Annotated in this window: 20 protein-coding genes and 1 tRNA gene; all 21 read left to right on the top strand. The window is 40.2% G+C overall.

The genetic code is table 11. The features are described 5' to 3' along the window. Positions 1-97: 97 nt before the first annotated feature. The 21 genes from V6260_RS10750 (at position 98) to V6260_RS10650 (ending at position 22,015) form a co-directional block, all read left to right on the top strand. A tRNA-Met gene (locus V6260_RS10750) sits at positions 98-174 on the top strand. Positions 175-458: 284 nt separating this feature from the next. Then, on the top strand, positions 459-914 hold the full coding sequence (rimP, locus tag V6260_RS10745) for a ribosome maturation factor RimP (protein ID WP_341594063.1): 456 nt from the start codon (positions 459-461) through the stop codon (positions 912-914). 39 nt (positions 915-953) lie between these two features. Then, positions 954-2,453, top strand: a complete 1,500-nt coding sequence (gene nusA, locus V6260_RS10740; protein WP_341594062.1) for a transcription termination factor NusA — start codon at positions 954-956, stop codon at positions 2,451-2,453. Between the two features lie 25 nt (positions 2,454-2,478). Then, positions 2,479-5,139 (top strand): translation initiation factor IF-2, encoded by a 2,661-nt coding sequence (gene infB / locus V6260_RS10735; RefSeq protein WP_341594061.1) that lies wholly within the window; start codon positions 2,479-2,481, stop codon positions 5,137-5,139. Positions 5,140-5,248: 109 nt separating this feature from the next. Beyond that, a complete protein-coding gene (gene rbfA, locus V6260_RS10730; RefSeq protein WP_341594060.1) occupies positions 5,249-5,656 on the top strand; it encodes a 30S ribosome-binding factor RbfA in 408 nt (135 codons plus the stop codon). Then, on the top strand, positions 5,656-6,615 hold the full coding sequence (truB, locus tag V6260_RS10725; RefSeq protein ID WP_341594059.1) for a tRNA pseudouridine(55) synthase TruB: 960 nt from the start codon (positions 5,656-5,658) through the stop codon (positions 6,613-6,615). The genes rbfA and truB overlap by 1 nt, the downstream gene beginning before the upstream one ends. A 144-nt stretch (positions 6,616-6,759) precedes the next feature. Beyond that, positions 6,760-7,029 carry a 30S ribosomal protein S15 gene (gene rpsO / locus V6260_RS10720; RefSeq protein WP_004585888.1) on the top strand — a complete coding sequence of 90 codons (270 nt, stop codon included), beginning with the start codon at positions 6,760-6,762 and terminating at the stop codon, positions 7,027-7,029. 513 nt (positions 7,030-7,542) lie between these two features. Then, the gene (gene pnp, locus V6260_RS10715) at positions 7,543-9,669 is read left to right on the top strand and encodes a polyribonucleotide nucleotidyltransferase (RefSeq protein ID WP_341594058.1); all 2,127 of its coding nucleotides are present in this window, start codon (positions 7,543-7,545) and stop codon (positions 9,667-9,669) included. A gap of 141 nt (positions 9,670-9,810) precedes the next feature. Then, the gene (gene nlpI / locus V6260_RS10710; protein WP_341594057.1) at positions 9,811-10,689 is read left to right on the top strand and encodes a lipoprotein NlpI; all 879 of its coding nucleotides are present in this window, start codon (positions 9,811-9,813) and stop codon (positions 10,687-10,689) included. Beyond that, positions 10,676-11,851, top strand: a complete 1,176-nt coding sequence (locus V6260_RS10705) for a hypothetical protein (protein WP_341594056.1) — start codon at positions 10,676-10,678, stop codon at positions 11,849-11,851. The genes nlpI and V6260_RS10705 overlap by 14 nt, the downstream gene beginning before the upstream one ends. Before the next feature lie 213 nt (positions 11,852-12,064). After that, entirely contained in the window at positions 12,065-14,857 is a 2,793-nt protein-coding gene (locus tag V6260_RS10700) for a monovalent cation/H+ antiporter subunit A (protein ID WP_341594055.1), read from the top strand. Then, positions 14,857-15,210, top strand: coding sequence for a Na+/H+ antiporter subunit C (locus tag V6260_RS10695; RefSeq protein WP_341594054.1), 354 nt, complete (start codon positions 14,857-14,859; stop codon positions 15,208-15,210). The genes V6260_RS10700 and V6260_RS10695 overlap by 1 nt, the downstream gene beginning before the upstream one ends. Next, positions 15,207-16,724, top strand: coding sequence for a monovalent cation/H+ antiporter subunit D (locus V6260_RS10690; protein ID WP_341594053.1), 1,518 nt, complete (start codon positions 15,207-15,209; stop codon positions 16,722-16,724). The genes V6260_RS10695 and V6260_RS10690 overlap by 4 nt, the downstream gene beginning before the upstream one ends. After that, positions 16,724-17,260, top strand: a complete 537-nt coding sequence (locus V6260_RS10685) for a Na+/H+ antiporter subunit E (RefSeq protein ID WP_341594052.1) — start codon at positions 16,724-16,726, stop codon at positions 17,258-17,260. The genes V6260_RS10690 and V6260_RS10685 overlap by 1 nt, the downstream gene beginning before the upstream one ends. Continuing rightward, positions 17,254-17,523, top strand: a complete 270-nt coding sequence (locus tag V6260_RS10680; protein WP_007378493.1) for a K+/H+ antiporter subunit F — start codon at positions 17,254-17,256, stop codon at positions 17,521-17,523. Before V6260_RS10685 ends, V6260_RS10680 begins: the two co-directional genes overlap by 7 nt. 9 nt (positions 17,524-17,532) lie before the next feature. After that, entirely contained in the window at positions 17,533-17,865 is a 333-nt protein-coding gene (locus V6260_RS10675; protein WP_341594051.1) for a Na+/H+ antiporter subunit G, read from the top strand. Between the two features lie 130 nt (positions 17,866-17,995). Continuing rightward, complete coding sequence (locus V6260_RS10670) at positions 17,996-18,493, top strand: DUF2059 domain-containing protein (protein ID WP_341594050.1); 498 nt, start codon at positions 17,996-17,998, stop codon at positions 18,491-18,493. 183 nt (positions 18,494-18,676) lie between these two features. Continuing rightward, on the top strand, positions 18,677-19,120 hold the full coding sequence (locus V6260_RS10665; RefSeq protein ID WP_341594049.1) for a MerR family transcriptional regulator: 444 nt from the start codon (positions 18,677-18,679) through the stop codon (positions 19,118-19,120). Beyond that, positions 19,110-21,356: a heavy metal translocating P-type ATPase gene (locus tag V6260_RS10660; RefSeq protein ID WP_341594048.1), complete on the top strand. Its 2,247-nt coding sequence runs from the start codon at positions 19,110-19,112 to the stop codon at positions 21,354-21,356. Before V6260_RS10665 ends, V6260_RS10660 begins: the two co-directional genes overlap by 11 nt. A 20-nt stretch (positions 21,357-21,376) precedes the next feature. Then, complete coding sequence (locus V6260_RS10655) at positions 21,377-21,730, top strand: cupredoxin domain-containing protein (protein WP_341594047.1); 354 nt, start codon at positions 21,377-21,379, stop codon at positions 21,728-21,730. 69 nt (positions 21,731-21,799) lie between these two features. Continuing rightward, positions 21,800-22,015, top strand: coding sequence for a TIGR02450 family Trp-rich protein (locus V6260_RS10650; protein WP_341594046.1), 216 nt, complete (start codon positions 21,800-21,802; stop codon positions 22,013-22,015). Positions 22,016-22,083 lie beyond the last annotated feature (68 nt).

Raw genomic sequence — 22,083 nt, 5'->3', positions numbered from 1 at the left:
GCTAATTGCCCTGCGTATCCTTATAATAGCCACCATTGTTTAGCTAGTTATGAAATAGCTAGCAGCGATATTGAATTTTAGGTTTAATATCTATTGGCGCGGGATGGAGCAGTCTGGTAGCTCGTCGGGCTCATAACCCGAAGGTCGTCGGTTCAAATCCGGCTCCCGCAACCAATTCTACTAGTAGGTATTATCTTACTAATTTATATCGCGCATTCTAAGTAATGCGCGTTTTGCGTTTTAAGCTATGTAGTTTAAATTAGGTCAGTTAACTGACTCGCAACCAAGCTTGGCCCTCGGCCACACAGTTTTATGCTTTATTGGTGTGACGCCCCGCTTGGTTCGGGGCGTTGTTGTATCTGCACCTTGTGATTTGTGGCAATTGTCAGCAAATTATTAAAGTTAAACTCAATATTTTAGGGCTATAAGCCCTTTTTTTGTTTGTATGGAGGATTTTCGTGACAAAACTTGAACAAGATTTAGTAACCATGTTAACGCCTGCGGTAGAGATGTTAGGCTTTGAGTTGCATGGTCTTGAATTTGTGCAAGCGGGTCGCCATTCTACCTTAAGAGTCTATATTGCTCATGAGGATGGGATCTCAGTTGATAACTGTGCGGATGCAAGTCGTCAGATTAGCGCGATTTTAGACGTCGAAGACCCAATTACAAATGAATATGATTTGGAAGTATCGTCTCCTGGTGTTGATCGTCCATTATTCAAACAAGATCACTACGAGCAGGCGCAAGGAGAAGAAGTACGTGTGCGTACTAAACTTCCACAGGATGGTCGCCGTAATTTTAAAGGTGACTTAGTAGCAGTTAGCAGCGATATGATCACACTATCTAGCGATGGTGAAGAGCATCTGATCATGCTTAGTAACATCGAACGTGCGAATTTAATCGCTAAGTTTTAAATTCGAGTGCGAAGGAATAGGGCAAGCGAGGCATTACCCATGGCAAAAGAGATATTATTGGTTGCTGAAGCCGTTTCCAATGAGAAAGCGGTTCCAAAAGAAAAGATTTTTGAAGCTCTAGAGTTCGCTTTGGCGACAGCAACAAAGAAAAAACATAATGGTGAAATTGAAGTACGTGTAGCAATTGACCGTAAAACGGGTGATTACGATACGTTTCGTCGTTGGCAGATTGCAGCAGTGCAAGAAGATGGTTCACTAGAAAACCCTTACAGTGAAATTACACTAGAGGCAGCTCAGGTTGAAGAACCTGACTTGCAAATGGGTGACTATGTTGAAGAACAAATAGACTCAATTAAGTTTGACCGTATTACGACACAAATGGCGAAGCAAGTTATTGTACAGAAAGTACGTGAAGCTGAGCGAGCATTAGTTGTTGAAGCATACAAAGACCAAGAGGGTGAGCTGGTAACGGGTGTGGTGAAAAAAGCCACTCGGGATGCAATCGTACTCGATTTAGGTAACAACGCAGAAGCGGTAATCTACCGTGATGATATGTTGCCACGTGAAAACTTCCGCCCGGGTGACCGTATTCGTGGTCTTCTTTACGAAGTTAAACCAGAAGCACGTGGCGCACAATTATTTGTTACGCGTTCAAAACCAGAAATGCTTATGGAATTATTTCGCATTGAGGTGCCAGAAATTGGCGAAGAAATGATTGAACTTCGTGCTGCTGCACGCGATCCAGGTTCTCGTGCTAAAATCGCTGTTAAATCTAACGACAAACGTATTGACCCAGTGGGTGCGTGTGTTGGTATGCGTGGCGCACGTGTTCAAGCTGTATCGTCAGAACTTGGCGGTGAGCGTGTTGATATCGTACTTTACGATGACAACCCGGCGCAGTTTGTTATTAACGCAATGGCACCTGCAGAAGTTGCTTCAATCGTAATGGATGAAGACACTCACTCAATGGATATCGCTGTTGAAGCAGATAACCTAGCACAAGCAATTGGTCGTAATGGTCAAAACGTTCGTTTAGCAAGCCAATTAACTGGCTGGGAACTAAACGTAATGACTGTTGAAGATATGCGTACTAAAAATGAAGCTGAGTCTGATAAGTTAATTAACTTATTTACTGAAAACTTAGATATCGATGATGAGTTTGCATCATTACTTATCAACGAAGGTTTCTCGACACTTGAAGAAGTGGCGTATGTACCAGCGTCTGAATTTTTAGAAATTGATGGTCTTGATGAAGAGACTGTAGATCTTCTGCGTTCACGCGCAAAAGATGCACTAACAACTAAAGCACTTAAAACGGAAGAAAGTTTAGATGGCGCAGAACCAGCTGAAGACTTACTTGCGCTTGAGGGATTAGAGCGTCACTTAGCATTTGTTATGGCAAGCAAGGGTGTTGTTACACTTGAAGACTTGGCAGAGCAAGGTATTGACGAGTTAGTTGATATCACTGAGCTTACACCTGAAAAAGCAGGTGAGCTTATTATGGCTGCACGAAACATTTGTTGGTTTGCAGACGAGTAATTTATTAACGGAGGTATTACACACTATGGCAGAAGTAAATGTTGAAAAACTAGCCGGCGATATAGGTACAACTGTTGATAAATTGCTACAGCAGTTTTCACAAGCCGGTATCACTAAGCAAGCAACTGATAACGTAACAGAAGCTGAAAAAGCAACGTTACTTGATCATTTAAGTAAGCAGCATGGTGGCGCAGGCTCTGATGGCCCAGCACGCATGACTTTGCAACGTAAAAGCAAAAGCACGTTAAGTGTGACTGGTTCTACGGGTAAAGCAAAAGATGTTCAAGTTGAAGTTCGTAAAACACGCACTTACGTGAAGAAAAGCGCAATGGAACAAGAGCAAGAGCAAGCACGCTTAGCTGCTGAAGAAAAACTACGTCTTGAAGAGCAGCAAAAAGCTGAGCAAGAAGCAGCAGAATTAAAAGCGAAACAAGAGGCAGAGCGTAAAGCGAAAGAAGACGCTGATCGTAAAGCCAAAGAAGAAGCTAAACGCAAAGCTGATGCAGAGCGTAAAGCGAAACAAAAGCAGATGACCCCAGAGCAAAGTGCTAAGTCTGAGAAAGATCGCATAGAAGCTGAGCGTCTGCAAAGAGAAGCAGAAGAGGCCGCATTGAAGAAAGCTGAAGAAGAAGCGAAACGTCAAGCAGAAGAAGCAAGAAAGCTAGCTGAAGAAAATTCAGCACGCTGGAAGAAAGAAGAAGAAGAACGTAAGAAGCGCGAAGAAACAGCGGATCACCATCTTACGACTTCTACTTACGCACGTGAAGCAGAAGATGTTGCCGATGCTCGTGATGAGCAAGGTACTCGCCGTGCTAAGAAAAAGAAAAAAGCACCTGCAAAAGATAAGTTTGCAGCGTCAAGAGGCCGTAACAAGTCTAAATTAAAAGCACCTGCATCGCTGCAGCATGGTTTCCAAAAACCTACTGCTGATGTTAAAAATGAAGTGCGTATTAGTGAAACAATTACAGTTGCAGAGCTGGCATCACGCATGGCTGTTAAAGGCGCTGAAGTTGTTAAAACAATGATGAAAATGGGTGACATGGTTACTATTAACCAAGTGATTGACCAAGAAGCAGCACAATTAGTTGCAGAAGAAATGGGTCACAAGGTTATCATTGTTAAAGAAAATGAATTAGAACAAACAGTACTTAATGACCGCCATGAAGATGGCAAGTCAGAGCCACGTGCTCCAGTAGTAACTGTAATGGGCCACGTTGACCACGGTAAAACATCTACTCTAGATTACATTCGTTCTGCGAAGGTTGCTTCTGGCGAAGCCGGCGGTATTACACAGCATATTGGTGCATACCATGTTGATGTAAATGGTAATATGATTACGTTTTTAGATACTCCAGGACATGCTGCGTTTACATCAATGCGTGCTCGTGGTGCTAAAGCGACAGATATCGTAATCTTAGTAGTTGCAGCAGATGATGGCGTTATGCCACAAACTAAAGAAGCGGTACAGCATGCACGTGCAGCTGGCGTTCCTTTAATCATTGCTGTAAACAAAATGGATAAAGAAGGCGCAGATCCAGATCGCGTTAAAAACGAACTAGCTCAGCTAGACGTTATCCCAGAAGAATGGGGCGGCGATACGCAGTACGTTCATATCTCAGCTAAAAGTGGTTTAGGTATTGATGACCTTCTTGAAGCCGTACTTATGCAATCTGAGCTTTTAGAGCTTTCAGCCCCTACCGAAGGTATGGCTGCAGGTGTTGTAATTGAATCTCGTCTTGATAAAGGCCGTGGTCCAGTAGCATCAGTACTTGTTCAATCTGGTACGCTTAACCAAGGTGACATTGTATTATGTGGCCTTGAGTATGGCCGTGTTCGTGCAATGCGCGATGAAAACGGTAAAGATATTAAGTCGGCAGGTCCATCAATTCCTGTGGAGATTTTAGGTCTTTCTGGTATTCCTGCTGCAGGCGACGAAGCAACTGTAGTTAAAGATGAGCGTAAAGCGCGTGAAGTTGCTTTATACCGCCAAGGTAAGTTCCGCGATGTTAAACTAGCACGTCAACAAAAAGCTAAGCTTGAAAACATGTTTACTAACATGACTGAAGGCGATGTTTCTGAAGTGAACGTGGTACTTAAAGCAGACGTTCAAGGTTCAATCGAAGCGATTTCTGACTCACTAACTAAACTTTCTACTGATGAAGTAAAAGTGAAGATTGTTGGTTCAGGTGTTGGTGGTATTACTGAGACTGATGCAACACTAGCTGCTGCGTCTAACGCAATTGTAGTTGGCTTTAACGTTCGTGCAGATGCTTCTGCTCGCAAAGTGATTGATACTGAAAACTTAGACCTTCGTTATTACAGCGTAATTTATGCTTTAATCGAAGAGGTTAAGCAAGCCATGTCAGGTATGCTAGCACCAGAGTTTAAACAAGAAATCATTGGCCTTGCTGAAGTGCGTGACGTGTTCAAGTCTCCAAAAATTGGCGCAATTGCTGGTTGTATGGTTACTGAAGGTGTTATCAAACGTAGCGCTCCAATCCGTGTACTACGTGAAAACGTGGTTATCTATGAAGGCGAACTTGAGTCACTTCGTCGCTTTAAAGACGATGTTGCTGATGTTCGTAACGGCATGGAATGTGGTATCGGCGTTAAGAACTACAACGACGTACGTGTTGGTGACCAAATCGAAGTATTTGAAACAGTTGAAGTACAACGTACTCTTTAATTGTTAGCTCGCTAAACTAATAAATGGGGGCTTAGCCCCCATTTGTGTATCCATTATTTAATTAGCTTATTATTAAATTTCAATAAGTTATGGAATTAGGACAAATGCTATGAGAGAATTTTCTCGCACTGATCGTGTTGCACAGCAAATCCAAAAAGAAATTGCTGTGATTTTACAACGCGAAATTAAAGATCCACGCTTAGGTATGGTGACAGTGTCAGCGGTAGAAGTATCACGTGATTTATCTTATGCCAAAATCTTCATTACCGTATTTAATACGCAAGATGAAGACGCAGCTAAGCAAAGTGCAAAAGTACTTAATGAGGCAACTGGTTATATTCGTTCGTTATTAGGTAAACGTATTCGTGCACGCATAATGCCAGAGCTTAAGTTTGTTGTAGACAACTCACTTATGGAAGGTATGCGTATTTCTAACTTAGTAGATTCGATTATTCGTGAGGATAACGCTAAGCACGTAGATGACGAAACAGATAGCGAAGAAGGCACTAAAGACTAATGGCAAGACGCAGTAAAGGCCGTCCAGTTGACGGTATTTTGTTGTTAAACAAACCAGAAGGTATTTCGTCTAACAAAGCACTGCAACGAGCGAAGGGTATTTATTTTGCTCAAAAAGCAGGGCATACCGGTGCACTCGACCCACTAGCAACAGGTATGCTCCCCATTTGTTTTGGTGAAGCGACCAAATTCACTCAGTTTTTACTTGATATAGACAAAACCTATGTAGTGCGCGCTAAATTAGGTGAGCGTACAACAACATCAGACTCTGATGGGGAAATTGTTAGTACTAAAGATGTAAACGTAACGTATGAACAGCTAGAGCGTGAAATTGCGGCCTTTTTAGGTGAATCAGATCAGTATCCATCAATGTATTCAGCGCTTAAGTATGAGGGTAAACCTTTGTATAAGTACGCACGAGAAGGCATTGAAGTACCTCGTAAATGCAGAAAAATTAACGTATTTAGTTTAACGCTAGATGAGTTTGATGAGCAAACTAACGAAGTACAAATGACTGCGCATGTGTCAAAGGGTACTTATATTCGTACTATTGTTGATGATTTAGGCGAAAACCTAGGGTGTGGCGCACATGTTATTATGCTTCATCGCTCAGCTGTAGGGCACTACCCAACAGATAAAATGGTAACGCTTGATGAAGTGCAAGCCTTGTTAGATAAAGCTAAAGACGAAGAAATAGCACCATCTACTTACCTTGATGAGTTATTGCTACCTATGGACACTGCTTTAGTTGGTCTTCCTATTGTAGAAATAACAAAAGAACAAGGCTCGGTGTTTAGCCATGGGCAAGCTGTAGATACAGCAGCCGATTTACCTGATGGTCCAATTAAAGTACTTGCCGATGGTGTGTTTATTGGCACTGGCGAGCGTAATCCAAATGGGCAGTTAAAGTCTAAACGTGGACTTGCAAGCCAACAAGATGACTACAAAAAGCCAGAATAAGCACTGTGCTGAATACCCTAAGGATATCTTTAGTATAATTAGCTTGTAGTTATTCTCATAGTTGGTAGAATACGCCCGCTTAATCGTTTTGGCTGAATTAGTGATCGGCTAAGGCACCTTTTAAATTTAATTTTTGGAGTTACTATGTCACTAAGCAATCAAGAAAAAATCGATATCATTGCTAAATTTGCACGTGCAGAAGGCGACACTGGTTCACCTGAAGTACAAGTAGCATTACTTACTTTTGATATCAACAAGCTTCAAGGTCACTTTGCTGACCACAAGCATGACTTCCACTCTCGTCGTGGTCTGCTTCGTAAAGTAAGTACTCGCCGTAAATTGCTTGATTACCTTAAAGGTAAAGATATCTCGCGTTATACTGCGTTAATCCAAGAACTTGGCCTACGTCGCTAAGAACTTGATTACGAAAAAAGGAGCTTTATAGCTCCTTTTTTTGTGCTTAAAATTTACGCTTTAAAAACACTTATCTAATTTTATCCCCTTGAAAATTAATAATAAAAATCTGCAATAAAATCTAGTAACTTTAGAAACTAAATTTGGCGCTAGCTGCGTTAAAATGTCTATGATTAGAGTGATTAAATAGCGAGATTTCCTCCTTGTTATCCACACGATCTCCTTACCTCAAAATAGAACACTTAATTAAGCGAATTGGTACAAGCCGTGTGCCACGAAGCAATTGATAAATAATAAGTTAAAAGCGATTACTTTTATCTTGGGGTAGACTCGCAATTTTACGTCGCTTTGGTATATACTGTGCGCGTAGATAAATAGGTTATCTGCAGTCATTAAAAATTTTGCCAATTGTAGTACTTAATTGATTTCCAACTGAATACAATTATGTACTGTAATTGGCCCTTTTAATGACACTTATTAATGAAATATAGAAACATTTAAGGAATATTTTAAGTGCAAGCAATTATTAAAGAATTTCAACTAGGTCAACACACTGTAACCCTAGAAACAGGTGCAATCGCACGTCAAGCAGACGGCGCAGTACTAGCAAGCATTGGCGATACTTCAGTTTTAGTAACTGTTGTTGGTAAGCGTGAAGCTCAACCAGGTCAAGACTTTTTCCCACTAACAGTTAACTACCAAGAGCGTATGTACGCTGCTGGTCGTATCCCTGGTGGTTTCTTAAAGCGTGAAGGTCGTCCTAACGACGGTGAAACACTTATTGCACGTCTTATTGACCGTCCAATTCGTCCTCTTTTCCCAAGCGGTTTTGTTAACGAAGTACAAGTTATTGCAACTGTTGTATCTGTAAACCCTGAGATCCAACCAGATATGGTTGCGATGATTGGTACATCAGCAGCACTTGCTATCTCTGGTATTCCGTTCAGTGGTCCAATTGGTGCATCACGTGTTGGTTACATCAACGGTGAATACGTACTTAACCCTACACTAAAAGAACTTGAAGAAAGCCAACTTGATTTAGTCGTAGCAGGTACTGATAACGCAGTACTAATGGTTGAATCAGAGGCTGACGTACTTGCTGAAGACGTTATGCTTGGTGCTGTTGTATATGGTCATGAGCAATCTCAAGCTATCATCACAGCTATCAATGAATTTAAAGCAGAAGCGGGCAAGCCAACATGGGATTGGTCAGCTCCTGAGAAAAACGTATCACTTGAAGAAAAAGTAGCTGAGCTTGCAGCTGATAAAGTAGGTGAAGCTTACCGCATTACAGATAAAGTAGCGCGTAAAGAAGCACTTGGCGTAGCTAAAGATGCAGTAATCGAAGCATTAACAAGCGAACTAGCTGAAGGCGAAACGCTTGATAAGCAAGAAGTGGGTAAAGTATTCGGATCTTTAGAGAAAAAAATCGTTCGTGGCCGTATCGCTGCTGGCGAAAAACGTATCGATGGTCGTGAACCAGATATGATCCGTGCCCTTGACGTAATGACTGGTGTATTACCGCGTACTCATGGTTCTGCTATCTTTACACGTGGTGAAACTCAAGCATTAGTTACCGCTACACTTGGTACAGAGCGTGATTCACAGTTAATCGATGATTTAACAGGGACACACAAAAACCACTTTATGCTTAACTACAACTTCCCTCCATTCTGTGTTGGTGAAACTGGTTTTGTAGGTTCTCCAAAGCGTCGTGAAATTGGTCACGGTAACCTAGCTAAGCGTGGTATTTCTGCTGTAATGCCTACACTTACTGAGTTTCCATATTCAATTCGTGTAGTATCTGAAATTACTGAATCAAACGGTTCTTCTTCAATGGCTTCTGTATGTGGTACTTCACTTGCGCTTATGAATGCGGGTGTACCAATTAAAGCGTCAGTTGCCGGTATCGCGATGGGTCTAGTTAAAGAAGACGATAAATTTGTTGTTCTTTCTGACATATTAGGTGATGAAGATCACTTAGGTGATATGGACTTTAAAGTAGCAGGTACTACAAATGGTATTACCGCGCTACAAATGGATATCAAAATTGAAGGTATCACTCAAGAAATCATGCAAATTGCGCTTAAGCAAGCAAAAGCTGCACGTTTACATATCTTAGAAGTGATGGATGAAGCAATTTCTGCTCCTTCAGAAGAGCTATCAATGTTTGCTCCTCGCATATACACAATGAAAATTCCACAGAAGAAAATCGCTGAAGTTATTGGTAAAGGTGGCGCAACTATTCGTCAGCTTACTGAAGAAACTGGTACAACGATTGAAATTGGTGACGACGGTACAATTAAAATTGCCGCTACAGATGGCGAAAGTGCAGCTAATGCAATTAGCCGTATTGAGCAATTAACAGCTGAGCTTGAAGTAGGTACTATTTACGAAGGTAAAGTAGTACGAATTGTAGATTTCGGTGCATTTGTAAACATTCTTCCTGGTAAAGATGGTCTAGTACATATTTCTCAAATTAGTACTGAGCGCGTTAATAACGTCGCTGATCATCTTTCTGAAGGCCAAGAAGTTAAAGTTAAAGTACTAGAAGTGGACCGTCAAGGTCGTGTACGTCTAAGTATTAAAGAAGCAATGGAATCAGCAGCACCTGCAGCTGATGCGCCAACTGACGCGTAATTGTTAACTAATTAATCTAGTTATATTAGCTAGATAATAAAAAAGGGGCTGTTTAGCCTCTTTTTTTATGCTTTAATGAAACCTTATTAGACAAGGCCTGTCTTATTTTTATTGCGATATATCTTGGTATTAAGGATTTTAATGATACTCAAACATTTAGCTTTGGCATCTTTTGTAATTTTTTCTTTAAGCGCGTGCCAAACTACAACAGAATCAGAGCCAACTCCGATTGTTAATGTGCCATTTACTGCCCCGTTAGCCTCTGACTTTAGAAGTGAAATTGCCATAGCGCGTTACTCTGAGTTATTAAACAGGGCTGACTTAACCGAAGAACAGCAAGCTAAGCTTTATTATGACCGCGGTGTACTTTTCGATAGCTTGGGCATGACTACTCTCTCGCGTATTGATTTTAATCGCGCTATAAAATTCAAACCTGACTTGGCTGAAGTGTATAATTTTTTAGGTATTCAACATACGCTTATGCAGCAATATGAAAAAGCTTATGAGTTTTTTGACTCTGCTCTGGAGCTTGATGAAGGGCATGAATATGCTTATTTAAATAGAGGAATTGCGCTATACTATGGTGATAGAGCTAGCCTAGCCAAGAACGATTTTAATGAATTTTTAACACATTCTCCAAGCGACCCATATCGTGTTTTGTGGGTTTATTTGGCTGAAGCTAAAGAAGATAATAAGAAAGCTCTCGAAGCACTTAAAGTTAATGCTACAGCACTTGATGAATCAGAATGGGCGTACCAGCTAATTTCACTTTATACCGGTGATATGAGTGAACATACATTTTTATCTGGCATTAGTGATGGTGTTAGAACTGAGCAAGAATATGCGCAGCGTTTATGCGAAGCTTATTTTTACTTAGCCAAAATGCATCAAGCTGCAGGTGAGCTGTATTTAGCATCAGACTATTTTAGGCTTGCGCTAGCAACTAATGTACACGAGTTTATTGAATACAAATATGCTCGTTTAGAACTTGAGTTGATGGAAGGTGTTGACGCAAGTTAAGGGTTTTAAATTTATAGGTGTATTACTATGTTGTTTGTTAATTACAAGCTCGGGTAATCACCTAGGCGCTATTAGCTTTTGGCATGTTTTAAACGCAAAAGCTAATGTGCTACAAAGTTATTGGAAATCACCTGGTTATTTTTCTGCTCACTTAGAGCAGTTACCAAATAGCTCTTTAGCTATACTCGCTCGCAATCAAATTTCCTCAGCGCAATATATGTATTCTCTTAAGCTTATTAAAAGCGGCCAGAGCGATACTGCAAAACAATTTTGGCTCCGAGCAATAAATGAATTAACAATTTCAGAGCGTACAATATTAGCAGCAAGGTTGCTTAAGCATTCACGCTGGAGCGATTTAAAGTTACTCGCTAGTAAAAACAAATTACCAGCAGGGGATGCGCTAAATCATCTAAAGCTTCATTTAAAAACACCACAGAGTAAAATATCTACTGAGTTTATTCACAATCTTGGTTTTTCATCTTTAATAAATATAAGTAAACCTAATAAGCAATGCATGTTTAACGTGCTGACTATGAGCGATCATCGTAGTGGCTTATATAAACTCACCGAGTTTATTAATACTTATAATAAACAACCAGAGCCCCGTGAAAGTATTTTTTGTTTTTCAAAACCGGTTTACGTTGCAGGTATGCTGGAGTGTAAAAGTAGCACTAATCAAATAGCAAAATGTGACTGGCAATCAGCTAAACTCAATAACCAGCTTCCTAACAATTTTGATTTTGTAATAATGATGCCCAAAGATGGAACGGCCAATGTTACGAAAGGGACCATGTTAATAAACTCAAAGGCAAAATACAGTGTGTTTTTGCATGAGTTGATGCATTTTAACGATTTTGAAGATGAATATGTGCTACCTAAAACTAAGCAAGCATGGCTGTGTGCAAAAACGGGTTTTGTGGCACCTAATTTATTTGTTTCTCACGGTGAGTCGCCCCCAAAAGGCTGGCATAAAGCAAAGAGTTGCCAGGCAGGTGGCGTTGCATATAAACCTAGTGAAAACTGGTCTATTATGCAATACCAGCAGTTAGGGCTCTCAGCGCAGTATAGAGAGCTTTGGTTAAAGCATTTAGATACGACCAATGGTAAATACTATCGCCACTCCAGCGCACTTACATTTGTAAATAAGGCTATACTAGATTAACAACTATCAGTATTAATTAATTGTTTTTTGGGCTTAATAAATCGTTAGTTTATGTTTAAAAAACACCCATACAGAACCGCTTTTTATAGACAAAATCAGTGTTTTTCAGTATAACTATAGTCATTAATGTCGTTTAAAAACAGGCAGTAAAAGCATCCCTTAGTATTAAAAGAGATGCCCTGATAAACTTATAATTATAAAAGGCCCTACATTATGACTTTGCTCTGGATACCCTTGTTATCCTTAATTGGCAGTGTTATTTCTGCATGCACAGGTAAGTTATCCCGCAATTTAAGCACTAGTTTAACGGCTCTTGCGCCTTTAATTGCTTTGGGAATAACTTTATACCACGCACCTGCAGTTTTAGCGGGCGAAACCATTCGTTACTCTTTCGCTTGGATCCCGTCAATAGGGCTCGACCTATCTCTGCGGTTAGACGGCCTAAGCCTATTGTTTATGTTTATGATTTTAGGTATCGGCTTACTAGTTATCCTCTACACGCGTTACTATCTCAGTGCTAACGATTCAATGGCAAAGTTATACAGTTATTTAATGCTGTTTATGACTGCAATGCTTGGCATTGTTATGTCCAACAATGTTATTCAGTTGTGGTTGTTTTGGGAATTAACGAGCATCAGCTCATTTTTATTAATTAGTTTTTGGTGGCATAAGTCTGAAGCGCGAAAGGGAGCTCGTATGGCGCTCGCCGTAACAGGCGCGGGCGGCTTAGCGTTACTTGCAGGCCTTATGCTATTAAGTGATATTGTTGGTAGCTATGACCTAGATGTTATTCTAGCGAGTAAAACAATAATCCAATCTCACGACTTATACGAAGCAGCATTAGTATTAGTGCTATTAGGTGCATTTACCAAATCGGCACAATTTCCGTTTCACTTTTGGCTTCCTCATGCAATGGCAGCGCCTACGCCAGTGAGCGCGTATCTACATTCTGCGACCATGGTAAAAGCCGGTATATTTCTATTAGCACGTTTTCACCCTGCTTTAGCTGGTACCGATACTTGGTTCTTGCTCGTTGGTTTAACGGGGTTAGCAACGCTATTGTTTGGCGCTTACATAGCATTATTCAAACATGATTTAAAAGGGCTGTTAGCCTATTCAACAATAAGTCATTTGGGTTTAATAACGCTATTACTAGGGCTTGATACTGAGCTTGCTACCGTTGCTGCTATTTTTCATATCATTAATCATGCAACGTTTAAAGCGTCGTTATTTATGGCTGTTGGTATTATTGATCATGAAACGGGCACGCGTGATATGCGTAAATTAAATGGCATGTGGCGATACTTACCATACACAGCTACGCTTGCAATGGTCGCGGCGGCTGCAATGGCAGGGGTTCCATTACTTAATGGTTTCTTGTCTAAAGAGATGTTTTTTGCAGAAACGCTGCATCAGCAAGTGCTTGGTTCTATGTCGTGGTTAATTCCAGTATTGGCAACTGTTGCAGGTGCATTAGCTGTTGCGTATTCCGCACGCTTTATTCACGACGTGTTTTTTAATGGTGAACCAATTGATTTACCTCGTACGCCGCACGAACCGCCACGTTATATGCGTGTACCAATAGAGATACTCGTTGTAATTTGTTTGTTGGTTGGTATGTTCCCACACTTTACAATCGATAGCATTTTATCTGCGGCATCTTTAGCTGTACTTGGAAAAGAAATGCCAGTGTACGAATTAGCTATCTGGCACGGATTTAACTTGCCTCTACTGATGAGTGCAATGGCGATTGCTGGCGGTTTATTTATTTATATTAATCGTAAATATCTATTTCAATTTCAAGCATCGTTACCACCTCTGAACGCTAAAAAAACCTTTGAACGTTTAATATTAAGCGTTATTGCTTGGTGTCAGTCAAAGGTAAGCAGTATTGAAAATGGATCGCTGCAGCGCTACCTAGTAATTATGTTAGCAGTAGTATTGCTGTGTGCCAGCTGGCCATTATTTGAAATGCAACAACTTGCCGGTAGTATGCCACTTACCCCTGTTGATGTGCACAATGCAATTGGTGCAGGCTTATTGATTATTGGTGCTCTTGCTACCGTTATTTGGCATCGCTCTCGAATGGTATCGTTGTTAATGCTCTCAATCGTAGGGTTAATGGTGTCGGTTGTATTCACACGCTTTTCGGCTCCTGATTTAGCGCTTACACAGTTAACTGTTGAGGTTGTTACTATTATTTTACTTATGCTGGCATTGTTTTTCTTACCTCAGCATACGCCAAAAGAATCAAGTTCATTACGAGTACTGCGAGACTTAGCAATAGCTTCTACGTTAGGTGTAGTTATCGCGAGTATTTGTTATGCGTTACTTACACGTCCATTAGATTCAATCTCAGACTTCTTTATTGCTAACGCTAAAATTGGTGGCGGTGGAACTAACGTAGTTAACGTTATTTTAGTCGACTTTAGGGGCTTTGATACGCTTGGTGAAATTACCGTATTAGGCATTGCCGCATTAGGTATATTTAAAGTACTTTCTCGAATCCCATTATTTATGCCAGCAAGTGACAGTGAAGGGCGCCCATGGGCACGAGAGCGCCATCCAATATTACTAGCGAGTATTTCACAAAGTTTATTACCGCTTGCGTTATTGGTTTCTGCATATATTTTCTTACGTGGACATAACTTACCTGGCGGTGGCTTTATTGCAGGACTGGTAACGTCAATCGCGTTTATTTTGCAATATATGGCGCATGGTACAGCATGGATAAACGAACGTTTTGATGTTAATTATCGTAAAATCATAGCTTCAGGCATTGGTATATCACTGTTCACAGGTGTGGGTAGCTGGTTCTTCGATAAGCCATTTTTAACAACTTGGTTTGACTACTTTGATATTCCGTTTGTCGGTAAAACAGAGCTTGCCAGCGCGATTGCATTTGACTTAGGTGTTTACTTAACGGTTGTAGGCGCTACGTTAATGATTTTAGCAAGCTTAGGTAATATGACAGCAGATACCCAGAAAAAAGAGGTAAATATTTAATGGAATTATTGTACGCATCTTGCGTTGGAGTATTGGTCAGTTGCGGTGTGTTTTTATTATTAAGAGCTCGTACGTTTCCTGTAGTACTTGGGCTTACTATGATTTCATATGCTGTTAACTTATTTTTGTTTTCAGCGGGTCGCCTTACTATTAATAAAGCGGTAGTGCTCGGTACTGGTACAGAATACGCGGATCCATTACCTCAAGCTTTAGTGCTTACAGCTATTGTTATTGGTTTTGCGATGACCGCATTCGTGGTTATTTTAGCAATACGTGGACGCGCCGATTTAGGTAGCGACCATGTAGATGGTTATGTGCCTAACACCTCTGCAGATTATAAGGAGCAAAAATGATCCAACATTTAGCTTCGCTACCTATTTTATTACCTATGGTGACGGCCGTTATTTTATTGCTGCCACCATGTGGTAAAAGCGTTAAAATTCGCCGCTTAGTTTCAATCGTAATGGCAATAGCTACTTTTGCCATTAGTACGCTTTTACTTGTACATACTACTAATACGGGTATTAACGTTTACGCTATTGGTAATTGGTCTGCACCATTTGGAATAGTTTTAGTAGCCGATATGTTGTCTACCTTATTGGTTGCGCTAACTTCATTCTTAGGTTTGGGCGCTATTTTATATGGTAGTGCTGGCGACGATGAAAAAGGCAGCTTCTATCACCCACTTGTTCACTTTTTAATATTAGGTGTAAATGGCGCGTTTCTAACTGGCGATTTATTTAACCTATTTGTGTTTTTTGAAGTTTTACTGATTGCATCTTATGCATTGTTAATGCACGCAGGTGATAAGCAAAACACTCGCGCCGCACTGCAATATGTAATATTAAATTTAGTTGGCTCAAGTGTATTTTTAATTGGTTTGGGTATTTTGTACGGTGTGCTTGGTACGCTTAATATTGCAGATATGACGCAAAAGGTATCACTACTTACAGGTGATGATGTATATCTAGCAAAAGCAGGCGGCTTACTACTATTAATTGTATTTGCTTTAAAAGGCGCACTCTTGCCTCTGCATTTATGGCTTCCAAATACGTATTCAAGTGCTAAACCTGTAGTTGCTGCATTGTTTGCGATTATGACCAAAGTCGGTGTTTACGCTATGCTTCGTGTTTACACGGTGATATTTGGTGAACAAGCCGGAGCGCTGGAACATATGGCTCAACCTTGGCTTTGGGGCTTAGCAATTGCGACAATTATAGTAGGTGCAATTGGTGTGATAGCAGCGCAAGACTTACGCAAACTCACCTCTAATTTAGTATTAGTATCGGTAGGTACGTTGGTTGCACTAATCGCATTACAAAATGTAAATGCCACTGCTGCACTTTTATATTATTTAGTGCATTCAACACTTGTTAGTGCTGCACTATTTTTACTAGCTGATTTAGTTGCAATCCAGCGCGGTAAAGTTGGCGATAGGTTAGTAGCAGGTCGCTCTGTTAAACAGCCATTTTTATTAGGTGTGTGCTTTATTATTGCTGCTTTAACGGTAGTTGGTATGCCACCATTATCAGGCTTTGTAGGTAAAATTTGGATACTTAAAGCGACATTAAATAGTGAGCAAGCTTTACTATTTTGGCCGGTATATTTAGTAACAAGTTTTGCGTTGTTAGTAGCGCTTTCGCGCGCTGGCACAAGTATGTTTTGGGAGCATAAAAGTAAAAATAGTGAAAGCGCAGATTGTGAAAATGCTCACCCGCTGCAGGTAATTGTAATTATAAGTTTACTTGCATGTTCGCCATTACTCGTTATTTTTGGCGGACCAATTAGTGAATACACGGTAGGTGCAGCTACTCAGTTACATGATCTAAGCAGCGGTATTAATGCTGTACTTAAAGGAGGCATGTGATGAGATTGCAAGCCCGTTTTCGTTGGCTACCAACGCCATTTCGTAGCTTATTTTTATTTATAGTTTGGTTATTGCTAAATAATAGCATGTCGGTAGGGCACCTGGTACTAGCGACTATTTTTGCTATATTTATACCCTTACTAAGCTTTTCACTTCGTGAACCTCAACCGTTGATTTTAAAGCCTGGCTTAGCGTTTAAGCAGTTGCTTATTGTGCTTTACGATATTGTTATTGCCAATTTACAGGTGGCTTTACTTATACTTGGGCCATATAAAAAGCTGCGTCCGGCCTTTATAAAAGTACCTATAGATTTAACTCACAACATGCCAATTACTATATTAGCTAGTAGTGTATCACTTACCCCCGGCACTGTGAGTGCAGAGGTTTACCCAATTGCGGAATCGTTACCAGAAGGTGAAGAGCCAACGCAACGCTATTTACTGATACATGTGCTTGATCTTAAAGATGAAGAAGCACTTATCAAACAAATAAAACAACGCTACGAAGCTCCACTAAAGGAGATATTCCAATGTTAGACACTGTATTACTCATTGTTTTTTCTATGATTGGCTTATCATTATTGCTTAATTTATGGCGATTGATAATCGGTCCGTCAGTGCCTGACCGTGTTTTAGCGCTCGATACTATGTACATTAACGTCATCGCACTGATTATTTTATATAGCATTAGTATGGACACAGGGCTTTATTTTGAAGCTGCACTGCTTATTGCCATGCTCGGCTTTATAAGTACAGTTGCAGTGTGTAAGTATTTACTACGTGGCGATATAATTGAATAAGGTGAAAACATGATCAGCGAATGGGTTGTATCAATATTATTGTTATTTGGTGGTACGTTTATTTTGATTGGCTCAATAGGCTTAATTAAACTACCTGACTTTTTCATGCGTTTACATGGACCAACAAAAGCAACAACGTTGGGCATGGCGAGTGTGTTAATTGCTGCTATGGTTTATTTTGCAAACTCAGGGCATGGCCTAAGTGTCAAAGAAATACTCATTACTATATTTTTACTAATTACGGCACCGATTAGTGGTTACATGCTAATAAAGTCAGCTATTCATCATAAGCTAAAAGCCAAAGAAGGCACTAAAGGCCTAGATAATGTAGAAGATGACTAACGCAAAAAGTAATTTATAAAAGGCCGAATAAATTCATTTTATTCGGCCTTTTTAATAATTGCTTGTACTCTTTACAGTACGAGTTATTCATGTGACTATAAATCGATTATGTATATGAAAGGATATTATTATGGGTAAGGTACTACTTTTATCATTGCTGATTTTTTCTAGTAGTTTATACGCTGAACAAAGTACTAAGCAGCAAGAAATAGATGAACTCATTAGTGTAATGAATTTAGATTCAATGGTTGATTCTATGTATGACCAGGTTGAAGGTATGATAAAAGGCATGTCAGGCAAAATGGATGTTAAGCCTTCTGAGCAAGCAATTTTTGATAAGTACTACGGCGATATGACGACGGTATTAAAAACTGAGATGAGTTGGGCTAAAATGCAGCCAATGATGGTCAATGTATACGACAAGCATTTTAGTGAGCAAGAGATTGCCGATATGTTAGCGTTTTATAAAACAGATACAGGCCAAAAAATACTTAAAAAAATGCCTGTTGTAATGCAAGAGTCTATGCAAATGTCACAAAGCTTAATGAAAGATGCTATGCCTAAAATACAAACACTAGCCCAGCAACTAAGCGACGAATTAGAGCAAAGCCGTAGCGAATCAAACTGATATTAATGCGCCTTACTTAGGCGCTTCTCTTCTGAATTACATCTCCTCCAGATATTACACGTTTCATATCAGCTTAAGTTAACGTTGTTTGTGTCATCGTATTAATTGGTATTAAATAAGTGTTGACCTATGTGTTGCACCTAGGTTTATTATGAAGCAATTGAAACACGGCGGAGCAAAATTATGTATGTTAAAAAACTCGCCAACTTAATGAATGTGACAGCCGATACTGTTCGACATTACACCCGTATAGGGTTACTTAATCCAATACGCAGTGAAGAAAATGGTTATCAAGAATATACAAAGCAAGACCAGCAGCGTTTAAAGTTTATTATTAGCTCCCGTCAACTGGGTTTCTCACTTAAAGATATTCAACAAATAATAGGGGAGTCCGAGCAAGGTAATTGCCCTTGTCCGCTAACACGTAAACTCATTACTAAACGCCTGGAAGAAACCGAAGCACTATTTCAAGAAACATTAAAACTACGAAACACAATGCGTGCAGCACTTAAGCAATGGGATAACGTAGCCGATGGTGCCACTGCCAGTGAGGTATGTAGTTTAATCGAATCTTTTGTTGAACCAACAAAGGATTTTGAATATAAGGAGCAGCGTAATGACGACTAAAACCAAAAGCACCGCGCAAGATTTTATTATTGAAGGGGCTAATTGCGGCAGTTGTGTAGCTAAAATAGAAAAAGCCCTCAATAGTGTGCAAGGCACGCAAAACGTAGAAATGAACTTTGCACAGCGTACTGTACGTGTAGAAGGTAAAGCCTATGAAAGTACGCTTATTAAAGCAGTCGAAAACATTGGTTATTCAGCTAAGCCAATGAGTAATGAGTCTGATCAAGATGCACTTGATGAAAAAGCAAAGTCGGACGAGGCACATTATAAAAAGCTAATGCGTAATATGATATTAGCGTTAGGGGTCGGTGCGCCGTTAATGATATATGGGCTTATTTTTGATATGAGTGTGACCACCGACACACAACGAATAGCTTGGTTTTTAGTGGGTATAGTCACGCTTGTGGTTATGGCTATATCAGGTAAACAATTTTACAACGGTGCATGGCAATCATTTAAAAATCATACGGCCAATATGGATACATTGATAGCGCTTGGAACAGGCACTGCGTGGTTATATTCAATGTGTGTAGTAATAGCACCAAGCTTATTACCAGAAGTGGCAAGACACGTTTATTTTGAAGCATCATCGATGATCATCGGTTTAATTAGTTTAGGGCTCGCTTTTGAAGTAAAAGCACGTGGGCGTACCTCACAAGCAATTAAACGCTTAATTGGCCTGCAACCAAAAACGGCACGCGTAATTCGCGATGATCAAGCGCTAGACATCAACATTAGTGATGTTGTAAAAAATGACAAAGTACGTGTACGCCCGGGTGAAAAAATCCCTGTGGATGGCGATGTTATTGAAGGCAGCAGTACGGTTGATGAATCAATGCTTACTGGTGAGCCAATGGCCGTCCGCAAAAAAACGGGCGACAAAGTCGTTGCCGGAAGTATTAATAAGAGCGGCACTTTATTATTTAAAGCCACCTATATTGGTAGCGAAACCACACTTGCTAATATTATCAATATGGTAAAGCGTGCACAAAACTCTAAGCCATCGATAGGGCGCTTAGCTGATGTTATATCAGGAATATTCGTACCAACAGTGATGATTATTGCAGTACTGGCAGGGCTTGCATGGTTAAACTTTGGACCTGATCCATCAATTGCTTATGCCGTTGTTGCAATAACCACGGTACTTATTATTGCGTGTCCTTGTGCATTAGGCTTAGCAACGCCCATGTCGGTTATGGTGGGGATTGGTAAAGCCGCAGAGTCGGGAATATTAATTAGAAATGGTGAATCGCTGCAAACAACCTCTAAAATCACCACCATGATTTTAGATAAAACAGGCACTATTACTCAAGGCACACCGCAAGTTACCGATGTAGTTACGTTTAACAACAGTGATGAGAATACTGTAATGCAACGTGTTGCAAGCCTTGAAAGTAGCTCAGAGCATCCACTGGCCCAAGCAATAACTGCATATGCTAAAAAGCAGGATTTGACGTTAAGTAACGTAGCTGATTTTGATGCGATTACTGGTAAAGGTGTCACTGGCAGTGTTGATGGGCAAACATTGTTGTTTGGCAATAAAGCGCTAATGGATAAATACAATGTAGCCGTTGATGATGCAACCGATCAAGCGCAAACCCTTGCAAGTCATGCTAAAACACCCATGTATTTTGCAAGTAATAATAAGCTAATGGCTTTAATTGCAGTAGCGGATCCTATTAAAGAGGATTCAACTGAAGCTATTAAACGCCTGCAAGATAAAGGTATCCACCTCGTTATGCTAACCGGTGACAACAAAGCCACTGCACAAGCTGTTGCTAAGCAAGTTGGTATTGATGACTTTATTGCAGAAGTAATGCCCGATGACAAAGTAAACGAAGTAACAAAACGCCAAGCAAACGGTGAAATAGTGGGTATGACAGGTGACGGTATTAACGATGCTCCCGCACTTGCGCAAGCCGATGTAGGCTTTGCAATTGGTACAGGTACTGATGTAGCAATAGAAAGTGCAGACATTACCTTAATGCGTGGATCGCTCCATGGCCTTGCTGATGCAATTGCAGTGAGTAATGCAACTATTTCAAATATTAAACAAAACCTATTTGGTGCCTTTATTTATAACGTGGCGGGTATTCCGATTGCAGCCGGCGTGTTGTATCCATTTTTTGGCATACTACTTAACCCTGTTGTTGCAGGTGCAGCTATGGCACTTTCATCGCTTACAGTGGTAAGTAACGCTAATCGCTTACGTTTTTTCAAACCAAATAAAGCGTAATTTAAGCTAAGGAGTACATTATGTTGATGATTAATATAGCTGGTGCACTGTTAATAGCCGCAATTATTTATTGGTTTTGGCTATATAAACCAAAGCAAACACAAAGTGATAACAACAAAGTAACGATAGTTGTTGATAACGGTGTTTATAAACCTGGACACATTAAAGTGGCAGCTAATAAAGAGGTCGTACTTACCTTTGATAGAAAAGACAGCGCGCCGTGCGCCGAAACAGTGATATTTTCACAGCTTGATATAAGTAAAGCTCTTACAATGGGTGATAGTAATATAGTTAAACTACCTGCGCTTGAAGCTGGTGAATATGACTTTCATTGCCAGATGCAAATGTATAAGGGCAAGTTAGTTGCGCAGTAATCTGAACTAAGTAGGTGCTGGGGTCGTATCGTTGCCTAATATAAGTTTTGAGTAGGAGTGCTATATTAAGTGAATAAATTAAACCCTAAAAAATTATTACATAGTAAATGGACCGCAACACCTGCTATAAATAAAGAAAAGCACTTTATTATTGTTGAGGTGGAATTTGATGAAGATGGCAATGTAATTGAGTGCATTACCGAGGCTGTTATGTCAAAAAATCAATATCCAATTAGTTGGCGAGATTTAAAAGATGACCAAAAGTGGCTACAAGGGTGGAAGTAGTTAAAATCTATATAATTTACCTCCCTCAAATAGTGGCACTTTTGCAGATAGCTGGCACACGATATAGG

Origin of the sequence: Pseudoalteromonas aliena, assembly GCF_038155085.1 — a bacterium.
Classification (GTDB): Bacteria; Pseudomonadota; Gammaproteobacteria; order Enterobacterales; family Alteromonadaceae; genus Pseudoalteromonas; species Pseudoalteromonas aliena_A.
This window is presented reverse-complemented; position numbering and strand designations above follow the sequence as displayed.